At 72.7% G+C, this 18,599-nt stretch carries 15 protein-coding genes; 6 read left to right on the top strand and 9 right to left on the bottom strand.

Annotation, left to right across the window (positions count from 1 at the left end):
- Positions 1–2: 2 nt before the first annotated feature.
- The 4 genes from OH768_RS43075 to OH768_RS43060 all read right to left on the bottom strand — a co-directional run bounded on the left by OH768_RS43075 (position 3) and on the right by OH768_RS43060 (position 8,157).
- Entirely contained in the window at positions 3–4,769 is a 4,767-nt protein-coding gene (locus tag OH768_RS43075) for a hypothetical protein (protein ID WP_406461989.1), read from the bottom strand.
- Positions 4,770–4,836: 67 nt separating this feature from the next.
- Entirely contained in the window at positions 4,837–5,715 is an 879-nt protein-coding gene (locus tag OH768_RS43070; RefSeq protein ID WP_406461988.1) for a hypothetical protein, read from the bottom strand.
- A gap of 107 nt (positions 5,716–5,822) precedes the next feature.
- Positions 5,823–7,349 carry a hypothetical protein gene (locus OH768_RS43065; RefSeq protein WP_406461986.1) on the bottom strand — a complete coding sequence of 509 codons (1,527 nt, stop codon included), beginning with the start codon at positions 7,347–7,349 and terminating at the stop codon, positions 5,823–5,825.
- A gap of 100 nt (positions 7,350–7,449) precedes the next feature.
- Entirely contained in the window at positions 7,450–8,157 is a 708-nt protein-coding gene (locus tag OH768_RS43060) for a GntR family transcriptional regulator (protein WP_406461985.1), read from the bottom strand.
- 170 nt (positions 8,158–8,327) lie between these two features.
- Here OH768_RS43060 and OH768_RS43055 point away from each other — a divergent pair, with 170 nt between their 5' ends.
- From OH768_RS43055 to OH768_RS43035, 5 genes are read left to right on the top strand one after another with little or no spacing between them, the layout of a single operon-like run.
- Complete coding sequence (locus OH768_RS43055; protein ID WP_406461984.1) at positions 8,328–9,647, top strand: MFS transporter; 1,320 nt, start codon at positions 8,328–8,330, stop codon at positions 9,645–9,647.
- Entirely contained in the window at positions 9,644–10,465 is an 822-nt protein-coding gene (locus OH768_RS43050; RefSeq protein ID WP_406461982.1) for a putative hydro-lyase, read from the top strand. The genes OH768_RS43055 and OH768_RS43050 overlap by 4 nt, the downstream gene beginning before the upstream one ends.
- Before the next feature lie 12 nt (positions 10,466–10,477).
- Positions 10,478–11,230: a LamB/YcsF family protein gene (locus OH768_RS43045; protein WP_406461980.1), complete on the top strand. Its 753-nt coding sequence runs from the start codon at positions 10,478–10,480 to the stop codon at positions 11,228–11,230.
- A complete protein-coding gene (locus OH768_RS43040) occupies positions 11,227–11,844 on the top strand; it encodes an allophanate hydrolase subunit 1 (protein ID WP_406461979.1) in 618 nt (205 codons plus the stop codon). The genes OH768_RS43045 and OH768_RS43040 overlap by 4 nt, the downstream gene beginning before the upstream one ends.
- A complete protein-coding gene (locus tag OH768_RS43035) occupies positions 11,841–12,710 on the top strand; it encodes a biotin-dependent carboxyltransferase family protein (RefSeq protein ID WP_406461977.1) in 870 nt (289 codons plus the stop codon). The genes OH768_RS43040 and OH768_RS43035 overlap by 4 nt, the downstream gene beginning before the upstream one ends.
- A gap of 6 nt (positions 12,711–12,716) precedes the next feature.
- Here the strand turns inward: OH768_RS43035 and OH768_RS43030 are convergent, their stop codons facing one another.
- The 5 genes from OH768_RS43030 to OH768_RS43010 form a co-directional block, all read right to left on the bottom strand.
- On the bottom strand, positions 12,717–13,577 hold the full coding sequence (locus tag OH768_RS43030) for an SGNH/GDSL hydrolase family protein (protein ID WP_406461975.1): 861 nt from the start codon (positions 13,575–13,577) through the stop codon (positions 12,717–12,719).
- A complete protein-coding gene (locus OH768_RS43025; RefSeq protein WP_406461973.1) occupies positions 13,574–14,737 on the bottom strand; it encodes a glycosyltransferase in 1,164 nt (387 codons plus the stop codon). The genes OH768_RS43030 and OH768_RS43025 overlap by 4 nt, the downstream gene beginning before the upstream one ends.
- The gene (locus tag OH768_RS43020) at positions 14,734–15,861 is read right to left on the bottom strand and encodes a glycosyltransferase family 4 protein (RefSeq protein ID WP_406461971.1); all 1,128 of its coding nucleotides are present in this window, start codon (positions 15,859–15,861) and stop codon (positions 14,734–14,736) included. The genes OH768_RS43025 and OH768_RS43020 overlap by 4 nt, the downstream gene beginning before the upstream one ends.
- A gap of 139 nt (positions 15,862–16,000) precedes the next feature.
- The gene (locus OH768_RS43015; protein WP_406461969.1) at positions 16,001–17,419 is read right to left on the bottom strand and encodes a HEAT repeat domain-containing protein; all 1,419 of its coding nucleotides are present in this window, start codon (positions 17,417–17,419) and stop codon (positions 16,001–16,003) included.
- A gap of 323 nt (positions 17,420–17,742) precedes the next feature.
- Complete coding sequence (locus OH768_RS43010) at positions 17,743–18,135, bottom strand: ankyrin repeat domain-containing protein (protein ID WP_019066472.1); 393 nt, start codon at positions 18,133–18,135, stop codon at positions 17,743–17,745.
- A 256-nt stretch (positions 18,136–18,391) separates the two neighbouring features.
- Between OH768_RS43010 and OH768_RS43005 the strand changes: the two genes are divergently transcribed.
- A complete protein-coding gene (locus OH768_RS43005; RefSeq protein WP_164314909.1) occupies positions 18,392–18,586 on the top strand; it encodes a hypothetical protein in 195 nt (64 codons plus the stop codon).
- Positions 18,587–18,599: the final 13 nt, after the last annotated feature.

Genomic DNA, 18,599 nt, shown 5'->3' with positions numbered 1-18,599 from the left:
GCCTACGGGGTCGGCGCCGGTCGCTTGAACATCCGGGTCGCCGTGATCTCGCTGTGCACCGACTCCCCTTCTCCGGCGGGGGCCTGCTGCGGCAGTCCCGGCCGGAGATGTTCCTCCACGCTGATGTACTTGAGGCCGGCCCGCAGGTCGGCGTCGTTGCGCAGCCGGATGACCAGTGGGAACTCGGCCAGTGCCGTCGTGTCGAACAGGCCTGTGGTGTACAGGAGTTGGACACCGAGCGCGTCGGACACGGCGCGCTGCAGCTCCAGCAGATAGGTGGCGTTGGCCCGCCCGATGGGGTTGTCGAGGAAGAGCGTGCCGGCGTGCCGGTGCTTGTCGCGGCCCCGGTCGTTCGAGCGCAGCGCGGCCATCGTGCAGTACAGGGCGATGGCCGCGGTGAGCAGCTGACCGCCGGAGAACACATCGCCCATCTGGCCGACGGGGACACGCTCGGCACGCAGTACGGCGTCCGGCTTGAGGATCTCGACGGCGACCCCCTTGGGCTCCAGGGCAGCAGCAACTCCCCGTAGCAGCAAGGACATTCCGTCGCGCCGCATGTCCGAGTTCTTCTTCACGGCGGCCCGGGTGGCCTCGTCGACGACCTCGCCGAGCCGCTCGGTCAGCGTGGCCTGGTCGGGCTCCTCGAAGCGGATGCGCAGGAACTCCTGCCCGGACCACTCGCCGAGCCCCTCCGGCAGCCGGGACAGCCGCTGCGCCGACCGCAGGGTGGCGAGCGCCGACTCGACGAGCCCGCGGAGCCGGTCCACGATCGAGTCGCGGTTGCGTTCCAACTGCGCCAACTCGTCGGTGAGGACCCGGAGTCGGGGCGCGAAGGCGTCGGCCCACTTCTGCGCGTGCTCGGGCAGGGAGGACGCCGGCAGCTCACGGATCTGCTGCCGGGCGGGAGTCCGCACCTGCTCGTACCGCGTGGAGTTGGCGTGCCGCACGAGCACATCGCTCGCTTCCCGTACGGCACCCTCGGCGGCGGACAGGTCGGTGGCGCAGCCGCGCAGCGAGCGGCGGGCCTCGGCCGCGGAGTGCCGGGCCTCCTCCACACCGCCCGGGTACGGCTCGGGCTCCTCCTGGTCCTCGTCCGAGGAGTGCTCGCGCAGCAGGTCCCGCAGCATCGCGGCGGTCTCGTCGAAGCCGCCGGCCCCGTCCTCGGCGGCGCGATGGGCGTCGAGGAGTTCAGCGTGCGCCTCGCGGGCCTGGCCCAACGCGTCGGTGCGGGAGGCGAGTTCGGCCGTGGCGGTGCGCAGCAGGGCCTGGGCGTGCTCGGCGTCGCGCGGGACCAGCTCCTCGGCCAGCTCGGTGTGCGCCTCGCCGTCCTCGGGCGCGTGCCGTTCGGCCTCGCCGCGCAACCGCCCGAGCTGCTCGCTCGCGTTCGACACCCGGGTCTCCAGCAGCTGCACCAGCTCCTCGGCGCGCGCCGCGGCGGCCTGCCGGGACGGCCCGTCGGAGCCGTCGGGCGACTGCAGCAACTGGGCCGCACGGGTACGGACCTTGTTGCTGAGCCGGTCCAACTCGGCGATCGCCGCGCTCTCGTCGCTCTCCGCCCGCGCCTGCTCGGCCCGCAGGTCGGCGCCGACGCCGACCTTCTCGTAGAGCTGGGACGCGGCGCGATAGGCCTCGCGCAGGGCGGGCAGCGACGGCTTCGGAGCGTCCGGGCCGTCTGCCGGTACGTCGTCCGGGGCGCCCGCGATCTCGGAGCGCTCGGCGCGCAGCGCGCGGGCCGTACGGCGGGCGTCGTCGGCCGCGCGCTGGGCGGCGCGGCGGTCCTCGTCGGCGGCGCGGGCACGCTCCAGACAGGACTGGGCGCGGGCCTCCGACTCGGTTGCCTCGTCGGCCAGTTCACGCAGCTTGACCTGCCAGCCGGCGCGTTCCCGCAGCCGGAAGGCGAGTCCGGCGAGGGCGTCGGCGGCACGCCGGGCCTTCTGCGCGGTCTCCTGCCGCTCGTCGCGCACCTGGGCGGCCTCGGCGGCGGCTTCGTCGGCCTCGGCCCGCACCGTCCGCGCCTCGGCGAGCTCGGCCTCGGCCTCCTCGGCGAACGCACGCGTGTCCTGCGCGGACTGCGCCAGCTCGTCCAGCCGCCCGCTCGGACAGCCGGTGCGCCAGGACGCGAGCCGCGCCGCCAGCTCCCGGTCCTTGCCGAGCCGGGCGGCGAGCGTGCGGATCTCCTCGTCCCGCTCGGTCGCCCGCGCGCGCAGCGCCTGCCGTTCCTCGTCGGCGGCGTGCTCGTCGTGCATGGCCGGGTTCGGCGGGACGAGGAATACGTCGGAAGAGGGGCTGTTCTGTGCGTCGGGCGCCGGGGTCGGGGCGAGCAGGGCGGCGGCCGTACCGACGGCCACGGCGGATCGGGGCAGCAGGGCCGCGTCGTTGAGCGCCTCGCGGGCACGTGCGTGCGTGTCCGGGTCGGTGATGATCACACCGTCGACCAGCTCGGGCCGGGCGGCCAGCACGCGCGCGTGGTCGGTGGGGTCGACGGCCTGGGCGAGGTAGCGCCAGCCGGGCAGAGCCGGGATGCCGTGCTCGCCCAGGTACTCGACGGTGGCCAGCACGTCCGGGCCGGGCGGCAACAGCCCGCCGTCACCGAGCGCGCCGAGGATCCGGGAGTCGTCGGCGGCGGCGGTGCGCAGGTCGAAGAGCTGTCGCTCGCTGGAGGCGACCCCGTCGTCGAGCAGTTCACGCAACTCGTCGGCGAAGCGGTCGAGTTCCTCGGGGGTGAGGGGGCCTTCGGCGAGGGGGCGGGCGGGGTTGGTGGTGCCGGCGTGGGTGACGGGGGTGGTGTGGGCGGCGGAACCGCCGCTCGCCGCAACCTCGTTGGCCCCGCGTGGCATAGGCACACCACCGGCACCACCGGCACCACCGGCACCACCGGCACCACCGGCACCACCGGCACCACCGGCACCACCGGCACCACCGGCACCAGGCAGGCTGAGCAGCTCCGCGAGTCGCTCCTCCCCCGCCAGCCCCTCCGCGAGGCGCCGTTCCGCGTCGTAGGTCCGCTCGGCGGCGGTCGCGGCGTCGGACGCGCGGGCCGCTGTCAGCTCCGCGCGGGACTCCGCCGAAGCGGCCTCGCGGGCGTGCTCGGACGCCCGGCGGGATGCCTCGCGCGCCGTGTCCCAGGCGGCCACGGCCGTCTTCTCGGCGTCGCTCGCGGCGAGGGCCGCGCGTGCCGGGTCGGCGTCGGGAGCGCTGTCGTCGAGCCAGCCCGCGCGCACCGCCTCGGCGGTCTCCTGCTCGACCTCGGACAGTCGCTGGCGCAGATGCCCGATCTCGCTGCGGGCGCGCTGTGCCTCGGTCGCGGCGGAGGTCGCGTCCCGGTGCGAGGTCTCGCCGACCTCCTGGAGGGCGGCGGAGCGCTCCTCGCCCTCGTTGGCGAGGTTCTCGGCGTTCTCCGCGGCCTCGTGCAGGGCCCGTACGAGATCGACGGCGGCCTTGGCGCGGGCGGCGAGCGCCGGTGCGGCGTCCCGCTCGGCCTCACGGATCGCGACGGCCACACGCGCGGAGCGGTCGGCGGCGGCACGGTGGCGCAGGACTGCCTCAGCGGCCTGCCAGGCGGAGTGCAGGGTGCGGGCGTCGGCCAGCTCGCGCTTCTGCGCGGCGGCGGACTTCTCCGTCGTGGCGAGTGCCAACGAGGCGTGCCGGTAGGCCAGTTCGGCAGCGATCAGCGCGCTGCGCTCGCGCGCCCCCTCGCAGCGCGTGACGGCGTACGCGGCGGCGGTGACCCGCTGGGCGAAGTCGGCGGCCCGCACCCGCTCCTGCGCGCCCCGCGCGGACAACCGTCGGGCCAGGGTGCGGGTACGGCGCTCGGCGCCGGCGTGGATGTCACGCGCGCGTGCCCGCGCCTCGGCGGCCTCGACGATCCGGCCGAGCAGGTCCACGGACCCGGCCGTGAAGTCCCGTTCGGCGATCAGCTCGGCGCGCCGCCCCAGCTTGCTGCCGAAGCCGCCGACCAGGTCGGCGAGCCCGTCGGTGTCCCGGGTGTCGGTGACCGCGCGGAGCAGCAGGTCGGTGAAGTCGGAGTCCTTCTTGACCGCGAAGAGGCCGGCCGCCTCACCTTCGTCGGCGTTCATCTCCCGCTGGTAGCGGAAGAGTTCGGGGTCGAGACCCAGGTCGCCCAGGTGCTCGATCCAGCGGTCGTGGATCTCCTCCCAGTGCACTTCGAGGTGCGGATACGCCTTGCCGGCCTCGGCGATGACGTCCCGGAACCCCTTCATGGTGCGCCGACGGCCCTGCGCGCCGGACGCGCCCTCGACGGGCGGCCGTACGGAAGTGGCCTCGGCGACGGGGAGGTTGTCCAGGCTGAGTCCCGGACCGGGCCGGAACGAGTACCAGGCCTCGGCGAACTTCCTCGGGTCGTTGGAGACTTGACGCCCCCGCCACTCGCTGACCTTGCCGACGACCACGCACTCGCCGGTCAGCGTGTGCTGCCACTCCAGGGCCACATGCCCGCAGTCGTCGGCGAGGAGGAACTTGCGCAGCACACCGGAGCTGGCGCCGCCGAGTGTATTGCGGTGCCCCGGCAGCATCACCGAGAAGATCAGCTTGAGCAGGACGGACTTGCCGCCGCCGTTCTCCAGGAAGAGCACACCGGCGGGCGCGGGGCGGCGCGGCGGTCCGACGGGCTCGTCCTCGAAGAACTCCGCCTGGGTCGGCGCGGGGTCGGGCACGGGCTTGCCCACGCCTCGCAGGTCAAGCACGGTGTCGGCGTAGCGCGCACCGGCGGGCCCGATGGAGTAGAGGCGGACCCGGGACAGCTCGTACATGGCGGACTCTCGTCGTAAGTCTTCGGCAGGTGTGGGGGGTTCGTAGGTCTTCTGGAGAGGCGGGTGCTCAGGAGTGGAACGGCAGTCCGGCGTCGGCCACCAGCTCCAGGTCCTCGGAGTCCTCGGCGGGCAGCAGGCTCGCGGTGCCGTCGGTGACCGGGACGACGCCCAGCTCCAGCAGCTCGGCCATGGCGGCACTGCCGGCCATGTCACGCACCTGGAGCTGGTAGCGGGCGGTCGTGCGGTACGTACCGCCGTTGTCGTCGCCCGTGCGCTGGAGGAAGCCGGAGTCGGTGAGGAACGCGGCGGCCTTGCCGACGATGCCGGTGGTCGAACCGGCGAGTCTGCGGGCGTCCTTGGTGGCTCCGGTCGCGCTGCGTCTGACCCAGATCCGCCAGGCGGCCTCCAGGCCGGGCGCGTCGGTGGCCGGGTCGGTGTTCACGCCCTGCTCGTCGGCCCGCTCCTCCAGGCGCCGACAGGCCTGCCGTACGAAGGCGTCGACACCGTTGACCGTGACGCGCCCGATGTAGCCGTCGTCGGCCAGGTCCTCGGGGCGCGGGAACGCCATCGCGGCGACGGAGAGATGCGCCAGCCCGTGCAGGAAGCGGTCCCCGGAGTCGGCGGCCGTACGCCGCGCGTAGTCGCCCATGCGGACGGCGAACACCGAGTCCTCGGCGGCGGTCACGGCCATCCCCGCGCGCGGGGACACCTCCAGCACGACCAGGCCGAGCCCTGCGGCCACGGCATCGGCGAGCCGGGCGAACGGCGGGTCCTCCCGGTACCGGCGCAGCAGCTCCGCGTATTCCTGGTCCCGCGCGGGCTGCAGCTTGGGCTGCAGCCCGAACGCGACGAGCCGCGCCGCGTCGGCGGCGTCGGCGGGCGTTACGGCGGCGGTCACCGGCGCGGCGACGGCCTCCGGCTCGCTCCATTCGACGTGCTCGCTCACGGTTGGGGCTCCTTGCTGAGGTGGTTCATGTAACGGTCGTTCGCGTAACGGTGGTTCATGTCGCGGTCGTTCGCGTAACGGTCGTTCATGTCGCGGTCGTTCATGGTCTACGCCGCCTCCGTCCTGCCCGCCGCCATCCCCGCCGCGTCCAACAAGGCCATCCCCACGATGAGATCGGCCCCACCGAACTCGGGATCGTCCAGCTCGGTCCCGTCGTCCACGGCGAACAACAGCTTCGGCTCCCCCTGCCGATACGCGGTACCGACCGGCGGACTGGCCGCATGCACAGCCAACAGGGCGACCAGATAAGGCAGTTCGGGATCCTTGCGACGCGCATCGGCAAGCAACCCCGACAGCCTCCGAGGCGCGTCCGCAGGCAGGTCGAGCAGCTCCATCGCCGCCGCCAACTGCTCCTCGCTGAAGCGGCTGTCGTCCGGCGTGGCGATGAGATCCGGCTCCGGCATCTCCGCACCGAGGTGCTCCCGCTCCTGAGGCGGCGTCAGCAGTATGTCGACGAGGTCGACCACCCGGACCGACACCGGTGTGCGCAGCCCGGTCCCGCGCGCGAAGAACGCGTCCGTGACTCGGATCGCCTGCTCCAGGGGCAGCGGCAGCAGGGGCGAGACGAGATGACCGTAGAGGTCTATCCCCGATGTCGTCATGGGCGTGGCGAAGGCCTGCCGGTCCTGCTCGGCGCGGAACAGCGGTCCGGCCTCCAGGAGGCGCGACTGGAGTTGTGTGTGCCGTCGGATGCAGTCCTTGACGATGTCGACCAACTCGGCGGCGCGGCGCTTCTGTTCGGGGTCCTCGGACTCGTCGCGGGCCTTGCGGATGTTGGTGAGGATCGCGTTCTCGTGGCGATAGCGGTCGGCCACGTGGTCGAGGGCCTCGGCGATCATGTCGGGCACGGCGTTGAGCCAGTCCACCGCGCGGACGTTGCGCCGGGTGGCGTCCAGGGCGCGGCGCAGGGTCTCCGAGTACTGCACGGTCCGGTACCGGGCCTGCTCGGCAGCGAGCTGGGCGTCGGCGAGCCGGCCGCGGCTGATCAGCACCTCCAGCTTGACCTCGGCGGCGATCTGCGCGCTGGTGACGTCGGTGTCGAGGGCGCCCACGAGGACGTTGACGGCCTCGTCCGTCGTACGGAGGTAGACGCTGCCGCCGTAGCCGGGGACCTCCTCGATCAGCTTGAAGTCGTAGTCTCGGCGCACATAGGTGCCGTCCTGCGCGAACGTGCCGTAGACCGTGCGGAAGCCGCGGTCGACGCTGCCGACGTTGATCAGGTTCTCCAGGACCCAGCGCGCCACGCGCTCGTGCTCCTCGACGGGGCGCTGCGGGGCCTGGGCGGCGATGCGCGGGATGAGCCTGGCCACTATCTGGTCGTGGTCCGCACCCGTGTCGAAGTCCATGTTGAGGGTGACCAGGTCGATGGCGGCGAGGGCCACCTCGGCCATGCCGTAGACCGAGTACTCGCCCGCGAGGTTGGCCTTGCGCGCGTCGAGGTCGTGCAGCGGCGCGGTGCAGGCGAGCGCGCGCAGTCGCCGCGCCAGTCCCTCGTCGGCGGCCGGGCCCGGGGCGGGGCGCGGCCCCGCGCTGAACTGGGGCGGAACGCTGTCCGTCGATGCAGGCGAAGTCACGCTGCACAGACTAGGTCCTCGGTCTGACAACGACCCAAACGACGCAGAAGCGACTACCGCCACAGCAGCGTGCGGGGGTCAGTCATGCGCCGTGCCGTCGTCAGCCGAGGGCTGTACCGTCCTCGCCGACCCGCTGCCGGTACGCGTCGACGACCCGTTCGAGCGAGTCGTCGAGGTAGACCGCGAGCAGTCTCTCGGCCTCGGCGGCGTCGCCCGCCTGGAGCGCCTGGAGGATCAGGCGGTTGCGCTGGAGGTACGGCTCGTGGAGCGCCTTCGGGTCGTCCACGAGGTGGAAGGCGAGCCGGAGTTCGGCGAAGACGCTGCGCATCAGCTCGTCGGTGCGGGCGCTGCCGGCGAGGGCGACCAGTTCCCGGTGGAAGTGGATATTGGCCGTACCCACTCCTTTCCAGTCATCCTCGACGGACGCCAACTGCCCCTCGGTCACGGCCGCGGCGAGCCGTTCGAGGGCGTACGGCGGCTCGCCGAGCCCTCGGACGACAGCGCACTCGACGAGGCGGCGGGTGCGGTAGATGTCCTCGACGTCCTCGACTCTCAGGACCCGGACGAAGACGCCCCGGTTCAACTCGTGGACGAGCAGACGCTCATGGGTGAGCAGTCGGAACGCCTCGCGGAGTGTGTTGCGCGACACACCCAGTGCCCCGCCGATGCTGTCCTCCGAGAGTCGGGTCCCCGGCGGGAAATAGCCCTCGGCGATGCGGCTTCTGAGGATGTCCGAGACGCGTTCGGCGGTGCTCGTACGGCCCAGGAGGGCTCGGTCGTCGGCGAGTCCCGCCAGCTGATCTGCCATGCCCGGAATTCAACCGCAGATACAAGAACGAAACAACATGCCTCTTGAAGGATCGTTCAACGATCCTCTACTTTACTTTCCATGGCGCCACCCGCTCACCCCGGCGCCGACGGCTTCCGCACGGCCCGGCTCAGTCCCAGCACCCTCCGTCCTCCCTCTGCGAGGTGCACATGAGCACGACCCCTCCACCCCAGGCCCTGAACACCGGAACGCAGCCCGACACGGACGAACTGACCGCCGACGACGGTGCGTTGGCCTGGTTGCGCGCGCTCGGTCCGAACGGCCGCCGGGCCTTCGCCGGCGCGTTCGGCGGCTATGCGCTGGACTCCTACGACTACTTCACGCTGCCGCTGAGCATGGTCGCGCTGGCCGCGTACTTCGGCCTGGACAGCGGCCAGACCGGCCTGTTCACCACGGTCACACTTGTCGTCTCCGCAGTCGGGGGCGCCTTGGCGGGCGTCTTCGCCGACCGGGTGGGTCGCGTCAAGGCCCTGATGATCACGGTGATCACCTACGCCGTCTTCACCGTGGCCTGCGGTTTCGCGCCCAACTACGAGACCCTGCTGGTGTTCCGCGCCCTCCAGGGCCTCGGTTTCGGCGGCGAGTGGGCGGTCGGCGCGATCCTGGTCGCCGAGTACGCGAGCGCCAAGCACCGCGGGCGTACGCTCGGCGCGGTCCAGAGCTCCTGGGCGGTGGGCTGGGCGCTGGCGGCGGTCGTCTACACGCTGGTCTTCTCGTTCCTCGGCAACGACATGGCCTGGCGGGTGATGTTCTGGACCGGCGCGCTGCCCGCGCTGCTGGTGCTCTGGATGCGCCGCCGGGTGCACGACGCCCCCGAGGCGACGGCCGTGCGCGAACAGAACGCCCAGAAGGGCTCGTTCGCGGCGATCTTCAAGCCGGGCACGGCCGAGGCGCCGGGCCTGCTGCGCACGACGGTGTTCGCGGGCCTGCTCTCCACCGGTGTCCAGGGCGGCTACTACACCCTCGCCACCTGGGTGCCGACGTACCTCAAGACGGAACGCGGCCTGTCGGTCGTCGGCACCGGCGGCTATCTGACGTTCCTGATCTCCGGCGCCTTCCTGGGCTACCTGACCGGCGGCTACCTCACCGACGTGCTGGGCCGCAGGCGCAACATCTGGCTCTTCGCCCTGCTCTCGGCGATCTGCATCCTGGTGTACACGCACATTCCGAACGGCGCCAACACCCTTCTCCTGGTGCTCGGTTTCCCGCTCGGATTCTGCATGTCGGCGATCTTCAGCGGCTTCGGCTCGTACCTCAGCGAGTTGTACCCGACCGCGCTGCGCGGCACGGGACAGGGCTTCACGTACAACACCGGACGCGCGGTCGGCGCCGTCTTCCCGACGCTGGTGGGTTTCCTGGCCGACAGTTGGGGTGTGGGCGGAGCGCTCGTCTTCGGGGCCATCGGTTACGGCATCGCGGCGCTGGCGCTCCTGGGACTGCCAGAGACCCGCGGAAAGGAACTGGCGTGAACCGCACGGAGGACCGTCCCCTGACGCTCGTCGACGAGCACGCGCACGCGTGGAGCCCGCGCACCGCCCGGGCGCGCTTCCGGGCCGGGCTGACGGGTCCGACGGCCGGTGTCGCGGCGGGCCACACCCAGGTCAACCTGATCTCGGTGCCCACCGACTGGGCGTACGACATGCTGCTGTTCTGCCAGCGCAACCCGAAGCCGTGTCCGGTGCTCGACGTCACGGACGCCGGCTCCTGGCGGACGGTGCTGGCCGACGGCGCGGATCTGCGCACCGATCTGCCGCGCTACCGGGTGTGGCGGGACGGCGAGTTGACGGACGAGCCGACGGACGTGCGGGCGTACTGGCGCGAGGACCTGGTGTCGTTCCTGATCGGCTGCAGCTTCACCTTCGAGTGGTCGCTGAGCGAAGCGGGCGTCCCGATCCGGCACATCGAGCAGGGCCGCAACGTTCCGATGTATGTGACGAGCCGTCCGTGCCGCCCGGCGGGGCGGTTGCACGGCCCGATGGTCGTGTCGATGCGCCCGGTGCCTCCGGAGCATCTGGCGACGGCGATCCGGGAGACCGCGCTGCTCCCGGCGGTGCACGGCAGCCCCGTACACTGCGGCGATCCTTCAGGGCTCGGCATCGAGGACCTCGGCCGCCCGGACTTCGGTGATCCGGTGGACTCCGCGCCTGACGACATCCCGGTGTTCTGGGCCTGCGGAGTGACCCCGCAGGCCGCGGTGATGGCGTCCCGCCCGCCGTTCGCCATCACGCACGCGCCGGGCCAGATGTTCGTCACCGACGCCCGCGACGAGCAGTACCGCGTCGCCTGACCAGGAGAGATGATGATCGATCTGAACGCCGACCTCGGCGAGGGCTTCGGCCGCTGGCAGCTGACCGACGACGAACAGCTGCTGTCCGTCGTCACCAGCGCCAACGTGGCCTGCGGTTTCCACGCCGGGGACCCGGTCACCATGCGGCGGGTGTGCGAGCTGGCGGCCGAGCGCGGGGTGCGGGTCGGCGCGCAGGTGTCCTACCGGGACCTGGCGGGTTTCGGGCGGCGCGCGATGGAGGTGCCGTCCGCCGAGCTGGCGGCCGAAGTGGCGTACCAGATCGGTGCCTTGGAGGTGTTCGCCCGGGCGGCGGGCACGCGCGTGTCCTACGTCAAGCCGCACGGCGCGCTCTACAACCGGGTCGTGCACGACCCGGAGCAGGCCGCCGCGGTGATCGAGGGCGTGCTCCTGGCCGGCGGCTCGCTGCCCGTGCTCGGGCTGCCCGGCTCGGTCGTCCTCGATCTGGCCGCGAAGGCGGGGCTGCCGGCCGTCCCGGAGGCGTTCGCGGACCGTGCCTACACCGACGAGGGCACGCTCGTGCCGCGCGGCCGGGACGGCGCGGTGGTCACCGACCCGGCGGCCGTCGTGGAGCGCTCGCTGAGCCTGGCCCGCTCGGGGACGGTCGAGGCGCTCTCCGGGGCGCGCATCGAGGTCCGGGCCCGCTCCCTGTGTCTGCACGGGGACACGCCCGGGGCGGTCGAACTGGCCCGCAGGGTCCGCGAACGGCTCCTGGAGTCGGGTGTCCGGGTGGAGGCCTTCGCATGAGGGCCCTGCGCGTCGGGGACGACGCACTGCTCGTCGAGGTCGCCTCCGGGGAGGAGGCCGAGGCCGTCCACGCGGAGCTGCTGCGCCGCCGCGCGGAGGGCCTCCTCACCGTCCGCGAGATCGTCCCGGCCGCGCGCACGGTGCTCCTGGACGGCCTCGCCGACCCGGCCCGGCTGGCCACCGAGCTGGCCGCCTCCGACGTACCCCCCGCTCCCCCGCGCGCGGGGGAGGTGGTCGAACTCCCGGTGCGCTACGACGGCCCGGACCTCGCCGACGTCGCCGCCCTGTGGGGCGTCCCCGAGGAGGAGGTGGGCCGCATCCACGCGGCCACCGAGTTCCGCGTAGCCTTCTGCGGCTTCGCCCCCGGCTTCGGCTACCTCACCGGCCTGCCGGCCCGCTACGACATCCCGCGCCGGGCCACCCCGCGCACGGCCGTACACGCCGGCGCCGTGGGCCTGGCAGGCCCGTACACCGGCGTGTATCCCCGTGCCTCGCCCGGCGGTTGGCAGCTGATCGGCACGACGGACGCGGTCCTGTGGGACCACACGCGGGTGCCCGCCGCGCTGCTGTCGCCGGGCACACGCGTGCGCTTCGTCCCCGTGGCGGACGTATGACGGACCGCGCACTCGCCGTCGTACGGGCCGGGGCCCTGACCACCGTGCAGGATCTGGGGCGGCCCGGACACGCGCACCTTGGGGTGCCGCATTCCGGGGCGCTGGACAGGCCCGCGGCGGCGCTCGTCAACCGGCTGGTCGGCAATCCGCCCGAGGCGGCCGTCCTGGAGACGACCCTCAACGGGTGTGCCGTACGGCCTCGTTCAACGATCCTCGTGGCGGTCGGCGGCGCGCCCTGCCCGGTCACGGTGGACGGACGGCCCGTCGCCTGGGGAGCGCCCGTGCACGTGCCCGCCGGGGCGCTCCTGGACATCGGAACAGCCTTCTCCGGAGTACGCGCCTACGTCGCCTTCGCCGGCGGCGTCGCCGTCGAGCCGGTGCTCGGCAGCCGCTCCACGGACCTGCTGTCCGGGCTCGGTCCCGCGCCGCTCACGAACGGCGCCATACTGCCACTGGGGTCCCCGACAAACCTCCACGCGCGCGTGGACGTCGCCCCGCAGCCGCGGCCCCCGGTCGAACTCGTCCTCCGGGTGACGCTCGGACCGCGCGACGACTGGTTCACCCCGGAGGCCGTGCGGACGTTCACGTCACGCGTCTACCAGGTGTCCTCGGCGAGCAACCGCATCGGGCTGCGCACCGAGGGCCCCGCCCTGGAACGGGCGCTGACCGGTGAACTCCCCAGCGAGGGCATGGTCCTGGGCGCCGTCCAGGTCCCGCCGGACGGCCGCCCCGTGGTCTTCCTCGCCGACCATCCGACCACCGGCGGTTACCCGGTGATCGCGGTCGTCCGCCCGACGGACCTCCCGGCCGCCGCCCAGGCGGTGCCCGGAACCCCGGTCCGTTTCGTGGCCGTACGGCGCCGCTGAGGCGCCCTAGGCGGCATCCGGCTGCTTCTCCCCCACCGAGAGGGCGGCCAGCGCCGCCGACACCGCGTGGGACGCGCTCAGGTCGAGCCTCGCGCTGGTGCCCCGCGCGCGGTGGCGCATCTCGTCGGCGGCCAGCCCGAGGAGCTGCGGCAGCAGGTCGGTGCAGCGGCGGGCCATCCACCCGGTGCCCGCCGTCGCCAGCCACCACAGGCTGGCCGACCTGGTGGGTGCCGGGAACTCGGGCTCGGGTGACGGCGCGGCCCCCGTGGCCACACCCTCCTCGGTGAGCAACGCGTGGAACCGCAGGGCCAGTTGGCGGTGGCCCCGCTCCCCGGGGTGCAGCCGGTCCGCGCTCCAGATCGCCCGGTCCATGATCCACTCGCCCTCCGCGGCATGCAGATGCACGGCCCCGTACCGCTCGGAGAGCGCGTGCACCACCGTGTTGACGGCTCGCTGCCGCCGGGCGAGCGGACGGGCCAGTGCGCCCGGGAGGCCGAGCATGGTGCCCGGGTCGGGCAGACAGGCCGTCAGAAGGACCGCTCCCTGTGCCGTGAAGGCCGCGTAGACCTTGTCGAGCCGGGCGGCCAGGGCCTGGATGTCGAAAGTGCAGCGCAGGGTGTCGTTGACTCCTATGACGACGGATACGACGTCCGGGTTCAGGGCGAGCCCGGCCGGGGTCTGCCGTTCCAGCACGTCCCGTGACTGTGCCCCGCTGACCGCGAGGTTCGTGAACTCCACGGACGCCTCGGGCTGTTGGGCCAGCCCGTCAGCGAGCAGCGCGGCCCAGCCGCGCCATACCTCGCCGACGGGATCGCCCACGCCCTCGGTGAGCGAGTCACCGAGGGCGACGAAACGGACCGTTCTCATGCCACGCCTCCGGGCACGAAGCGCCGTACCGGAACATCCGCGTCGTGCGCGGCGAGGAACGCGTCGACCGCCGTGTCCCACCCGAAGCACTCCGCACGCGCGCGTGCGGTCTCCCGCCGCTCCGGCTCGGACCGTTCGAGCAGCATGTCCACGGCGTCCGCGAAGGCCCGCCCGTTGTCCGCGGCCGTGGCCCCGGCGGAGCCGATGACCTCGGGCAGCGCGGACGAGGCGCTGGCCACCACGGGCGTGCCGCAGGCCATCGCCTCCAGCGCGGCCAGCCCGAAGGTCTCGGCGGGCCCGGGTGCCAGGCACACGTCGGCGGAGGCCTGGAGCGCGCCGAGCAGCCGCCGGTCGGAGACGTGCCCGAGGAAGATGACAGGCAACCCGCGCTCCCGGGCCCGCTGTTCGAGCCGGGCGCGCAGCGGCCCGTCCCCGGCGACCACGAGGACCGCCCGCCGCCCGCGCCGTACCAGCGCCTCCAGGGCGTCGAGCGCCGTGCCGGGCTTCTTCTCCACGGAGAGCCTGGTACAGGTCACCAGGAGAACCTGGTCCACGCGCGCGTACTCCGCGCGCACCACCGGGTCCCGCAGCGCCGGACTGCGCCCCACCAGGTCGACGCCCAGCGGTGCTCGTACGACATTGCGGGCGCCGATGCGGACGAACTCCCGCTCGGCGAACTCGGTGGTGCACACCACGCGCGCGTAGGTGTGCGCCGTACGGACGTTGAGGGCGTCGGCGGTACGCCGGGACATGTTCTCCGACAGGCCCCAGGTGCGCAGGACGCCGTCGGCGGTCTCGTGGGACACCATCACGGCGGGGATGCGGGCCCGCCTGGCCCATTTGCCGGTCCAGCGCAGGGTCGTACGGTCGGAGACCTCCAGGCGGTCGGGGGCGAGTTGTTCCAGGAGGCTGGCCACGCGCCGCTTGTCGGCGAGGACGCGGTAGCCGCCGGTGCCGGGCAGCAGCGGACCGGGCAGGGTGATGATCCGGCCCTGCTCGGTCTCGCGGTCGGTGTGGCGCTCGCCGGGCACGATGAGGACCGGGTCGTGCCCGGCCTCCTTGTAGCCCTTGCCCAGCTCGCGCAGGGCGGTGCGCAGCCCCCCGGAGGCGGGGGCCACGAAGTTGGCGAGCCGCACGATCCGCAGCGCAGCGGTGTTCACGCCGCCACCACCACCTTGCGGGCGGCGAGGACGTCGCCGTAGTGCGCGATCAGCTGGTCGCCGACGGCCGCCCAGGTGCGGCCCTCGACCATGGCCCGCGCGGCGGTGCCGTACTCGGCCCGCAGCGCGGGATCGGCGGCCAGGGTCCGTACGGCGTCTGTCACGGCGTTCTCGTCGCGCGGCGGGAAGAGGAACCCGGTGCGCCCGTGGGCGACCAGGTCGAGCGGTCCGCCGGCGGCGGGCGCGACGACGGGAACGCCGCTGGCCATGGCTTCCTGGACGGTCTGACAGAAGGTCTCAAAAGGTCCGGTGTGCACGAATATATCCAACGAGGCGAAGATACGGGCGAGCTCCTCGCCCGTACGGCGTCCGAGGAAGACCGCGCCGGGCAGCGCCTCGGTGAGGTGCGGCTGGCTGGGTCCGTCGCCGACCACCACGACACGGACGCCCTGCAGACCGCAGACTCCGGCGAGGAGTTCGATCTGCTTCTCGGGGGCGAGCCGGCCGACGTAGCCGACGATCAGTTCGCCGTTCGGGGCGAGTTCGCGGCGCAGCGCCTCGTCCCGGTACTGGGGGCGGAAGCGCTCGGTGTCCACGCCGCGCGGCCAGAGCCTGACCCGGGGCACGCCGTGTGCCTCCAGGTCGCCGAGGGCCGCGCTGGAGGGCGCGAGGGTGCGGTCGGCGGCGGCGTGGACGGAGCGGATGCGCCGCCAGGCGGTGGCCTCGCCCGCGCCGACGTACGTACGGGCGTATCCGGCCAGGTCGGTCTGGTAGACGGCCACGGCGGGGATGCCGAGCCGGGCGGCGGCGGCCATGCCGCGGACGCCGAGGATGAAGGGGCTGGCCAGGTGCACGATGTCGGCGCGGTGTTCGGTGATGGCCGCGGCGACGCGTCGGCTGGGGAGGGCGACGCGGACCTGGGGGTAGCCCGGGAGCGGTAGGGAGGGGATGCGGATGACAGGGCACGGCGACTGGGCGTCGGGCCCGCTACCGGCCGCGGTGGCCGGCGCGACGACGAGCGGATGATGACCGCGATCCACGAGGTGCCGGGCGGTCTGGAGCGCGCAGTGGGCCACGCCGTTCACGTCGGGGGGAAAGGATTCGGTCACGATGACGACACGCATACCCGTGTTGTCGCCGTGCTGGACGTGCCCGCGTCAACGTGGATCTATGCGAACGGTGAACGTCCCATGAGCGTTGCGCTGCACACCCGAGCAGGTCAGACGGCGTCCATGCTCGTCTGACCCGCGGGTCATCCCGTGTTCACACTGCGGGGGTGTCGGGCCCGATCCGGCTCCGAACGGCTGTCTGGACCTCCGCTTCCTCGGCCGGGTCCGCGGCGAGCCTGCGGAGCTGTTCCACGACCCGGGCGTCACCGGTCTCGGCGTGCCGGGCGGCGATCTCGCGGGTGGTCTCCTCGCAGTCCCAGAGGCACTCGACGGCGAAGCCGGTGGGGAAGGAGGGGTCGGTGGCGGCCAGGGCCCGGGCGGCCCTGCCGCGCAGATGGGACGAGGCGGTCTCCCGGTACACATGGCGCAGGACGGGTGCGGCGCAGGCGATGCCGAGGCGTCCCGCGCCGTCGACGAGGGTCCACAGGGTGGGTGCGTCGGGTCCTTCGCCCATGACGGCCTCCCTGAGGGCGCCGAGGACGAGGTCGCTGTCCTGGGCTCCGCCCCGGCAGGCGAGCATCCGGCCGGCGGCGGCACCGAGCGGGTCGGGGCGGCGGGCCCAGCCGCGGGCCCGGTCGACGGCGGCGACGGAGCGCATCCGTTCGAAGGCGTCGACGGCGGCCTCGACCACGGGCGCGGAGCCGGTGGCGACCGCGCGTTCGATCAGCTGGAGGGCTTCGGAATCATTGCTGTCGGCGAGATAGCGCAGGGCGGTGCAGCGGGCTCCCTCGCTGCCGTCCTTGGCCGCCTCGACGATCTCGGGCCGGTCCTCGGGGCCCGCCACGGCGCTGAGGCAGCGGGCGGCGGGGACGTGCAGCGCGGCGCCGCGTTCGACGCCCTGTTGGGCCCATTCGAACACCGCTTGCACGCTCCACCCCGGACGGGGCCCGGCTGGTCGCATCTGCCGTTGCCAGCGGTCGAAGCAGCCGGCTTCCTGGGCGGCACGCACGCGCGTGGCGATCGATTCCCGTGAGTCCTCGGCCCACAGCCGCCAGGGCCGGGGTTCGAAGGCGTCCCGCACGGCGGTGGCCAGTTCGGCCTCGCCCTCGGGATCGGCCGGGAAACGCGCCAGCACGGGGGCGGCGAGGGCGCGCAGGCCCGCGTCGTCGTCCCTGAGGGCCAGTTCGTCGAGCGCCCAGGCCCAATTGGTCCCGGTGGCCGCGTAACGGCGTAGCAGTGCGAGCGCGTCCCGCCTGCCGTAGGAGGCGAGATGCCCCAGGACGGCGAGGGCGAGGCCCGTGCGGGACTCCTCGGTGTCGAGGACGTCCTCGGTGTCGAAGAGGTGGGCCTCCACGGCGTCCAGGTCGCCATTCAGATCGAGGTACAGACGGGCGTAGTACAGGGAGCGGTTCTCCACCTGCCAGTCGTGGCGGGGGTCGCGCAGCACACAGTGGTTCAGCGCAGCCAGTGCCTCGGCACGGGGTGCGGTGAGCGCGTGCAGTGTGCCGTCGCCGCGGCCCCGCTGAAGCAGGCCGAGCAGCGTACCGCTGGGCGCTATGACCGGATCGAACATGGGAAACAGCCTCACATCAAGCGTCGACGCAACCGGGGGACGTGCACTACCTGGCCGCGTGACAACACGTCGGGGCGCCCGCCGTTTCCTGCTTGCTGTAGACCATTTTCCTCTGCCTCTCGTCGGTGGCCCAAGCGGACCCTCACGGTCCGCGCGGTGCGGCAACACCTGCCCGGCCATCGCGTCCGTGAATCACGACGTCATGATGACCCGGCAGTTCTCGCTGCCGCGACCGAAATTTCGGGCGGCCCCGTGCTGCCTTCCCCCGTTTTCCTTGTCGTACCTGGTCACAAGGCCCGTCTCCGTGACTGACGGACCACACTTCAGTGCGCGCCGAACAGCTCCAGCAGCTCGGCCTTGCCGAACATCCGGGCCGTGTCGAGTGCCGACGGCGTGCCCGCGGCCGGATCGGCACCGGCCTCCAGCAGGACTTCGATCACCTCTTGCTCGCCCTTGAAGACGGCCCCGGCGAGCGGGGTCTGCCCCCGGTCGTTGATCCGGTCGGCCTCGGCTCCCCGCGCCAGCAGCGCCCGTACGGCGTCGGCGTGCCCGTGGTACGCGGCGAGCATCACCAGGGAGTCACCGCGGTCATTGGTGAGGTTGGCCGGAACGCCCGCGTCCACATACGCCACCAGCGCCTCGGTCCCGCCCTGGCGGGCCAGATCGAAGATCTTGGTCGCGAGCTCCACGACCTCGGGGTCGGGGGCTTCACTCATCGGCCTGACCGCCTCTCACTAGTACGGGTGAATCGCCAGCGTACTGGCTCCGCCGACACATGACCGGCCCCCTCCGAGGCAAAGATCACCACAGGGCCCGGCATAGGTGAAACCCTTGCTCAGACGGCCCGAGCGCGCTCCGCCACCAGAGGGAAATCTGCCGAAATCCACCCACTTGCACCTTTTATCGTATGGATACATCCTGTGATCCTGGAAGAACTCATGGTGACTGTCCCCACGAACCAGGAGAGCTCAAATGATCCTGTCCATGTCAGGCGTCGTCCTTCTCGGCATCATCGTCTTCCTCTTCTTCAAGAAGGACGGACTCAAGGCCTCCCACGCCTTTGTGGCCGCGCTCTTCGGCTTCTACATGGCCAGCACGGCCATCGCGCCGAGCATCAAGGCCGGCGGGGAGAGCCTGGCGAGCCTCCTCGGCGGCATCAAGTTCTGACGCAACCACCCGT

It is taken from the genome of Streptomyces sp. NBC_01622, from assembly GCF_045209635.1.
In the GTDB taxonomy this organism is placed as follows: domain Bacteria; phylum Actinomycetota; class Actinomycetes; order Streptomycetales; family Streptomycetaceae; genus Streptomyces.
This window is presented reverse-complemented; position numbering and strand designations above follow the sequence as displayed.

Excerpts from the sequence above, each read along its gene's own strand:
- OH768_RS43005 (WP_164314909.1), top strand. The coding sequence starts at position 18,392 with ATGATCCTGTCCATGTCAGGCGTCGTCCTTCTCGGCATCATCGTCTTC.
- OH768_RS43020 (WP_406461971.1), bottom strand. The coding sequence starts at position 15,861 with ATGCGTGTCGTCATCGTGACCGAATCCTTTCCCCCCGACGTGAACGGC.
- OH768_RS43075 (WP_406461989.1), bottom strand. The coding sequence starts at position 4,769 with ATGTACGAGCTGTCCCGGGTCCGCCTCTACTCCATCGGGCCCGCCGGT.
- OH768_RS43040 (WP_406461979.1), top strand. The coding sequence starts at position 11,227 with ATGAGGGCCCTGCGCGTCGGGGACGACGCACTGCTCGTCGAGGTCGCC.
- OH768_RS43045 (WP_406461980.1), top strand. The coding sequence starts at position 10,478 with ATGATCGATCTGAACGCCGACCTCGGCGAGGGCTTCGGCCGCTGGCAG.
- OH768_RS43010 (WP_019066472.1), bottom strand. The coding sequence starts at position 18,135 with ATGAGTGAAGCCCCCGACCCCGAGGTCGTGGAGCTCGCGACCAAGATC.
- OH768_RS43055 (WP_406461984.1), top strand. The coding sequence starts at position 8,328 with ATGAGCACGACCCCTCCACCCCAGGCCCTGAACACCGGAACGCAGCCC.
- OH768_RS43060 (WP_406461985.1), bottom strand. The coding sequence starts at position 8,157 with ATGGCAGATCAGCTGGCGGGACTCGCCGACGACCGAGCCCTCCTGGGC.
- OH768_RS43015 (WP_406461969.1), bottom strand. The coding sequence starts at position 17,419 with ATGTTCGATCCGGTCATAGCGCCCAGCGGTACGCTGCTCGGCCTGCTT.
- OH768_RS43035 (WP_406461977.1), top strand. The coding sequence starts at position 11,841 with ATGACGGACCGCGCACTCGCCGTCGTACGGGCCGGGGCCCTGACCACC.
- OH768_RS43030 (WP_406461975.1), bottom strand. The coding sequence starts at position 13,577 with ATGAGAACGGTCCGTTTCGTCGCCCTCGGTGACTCGCTCACCGAGGGC.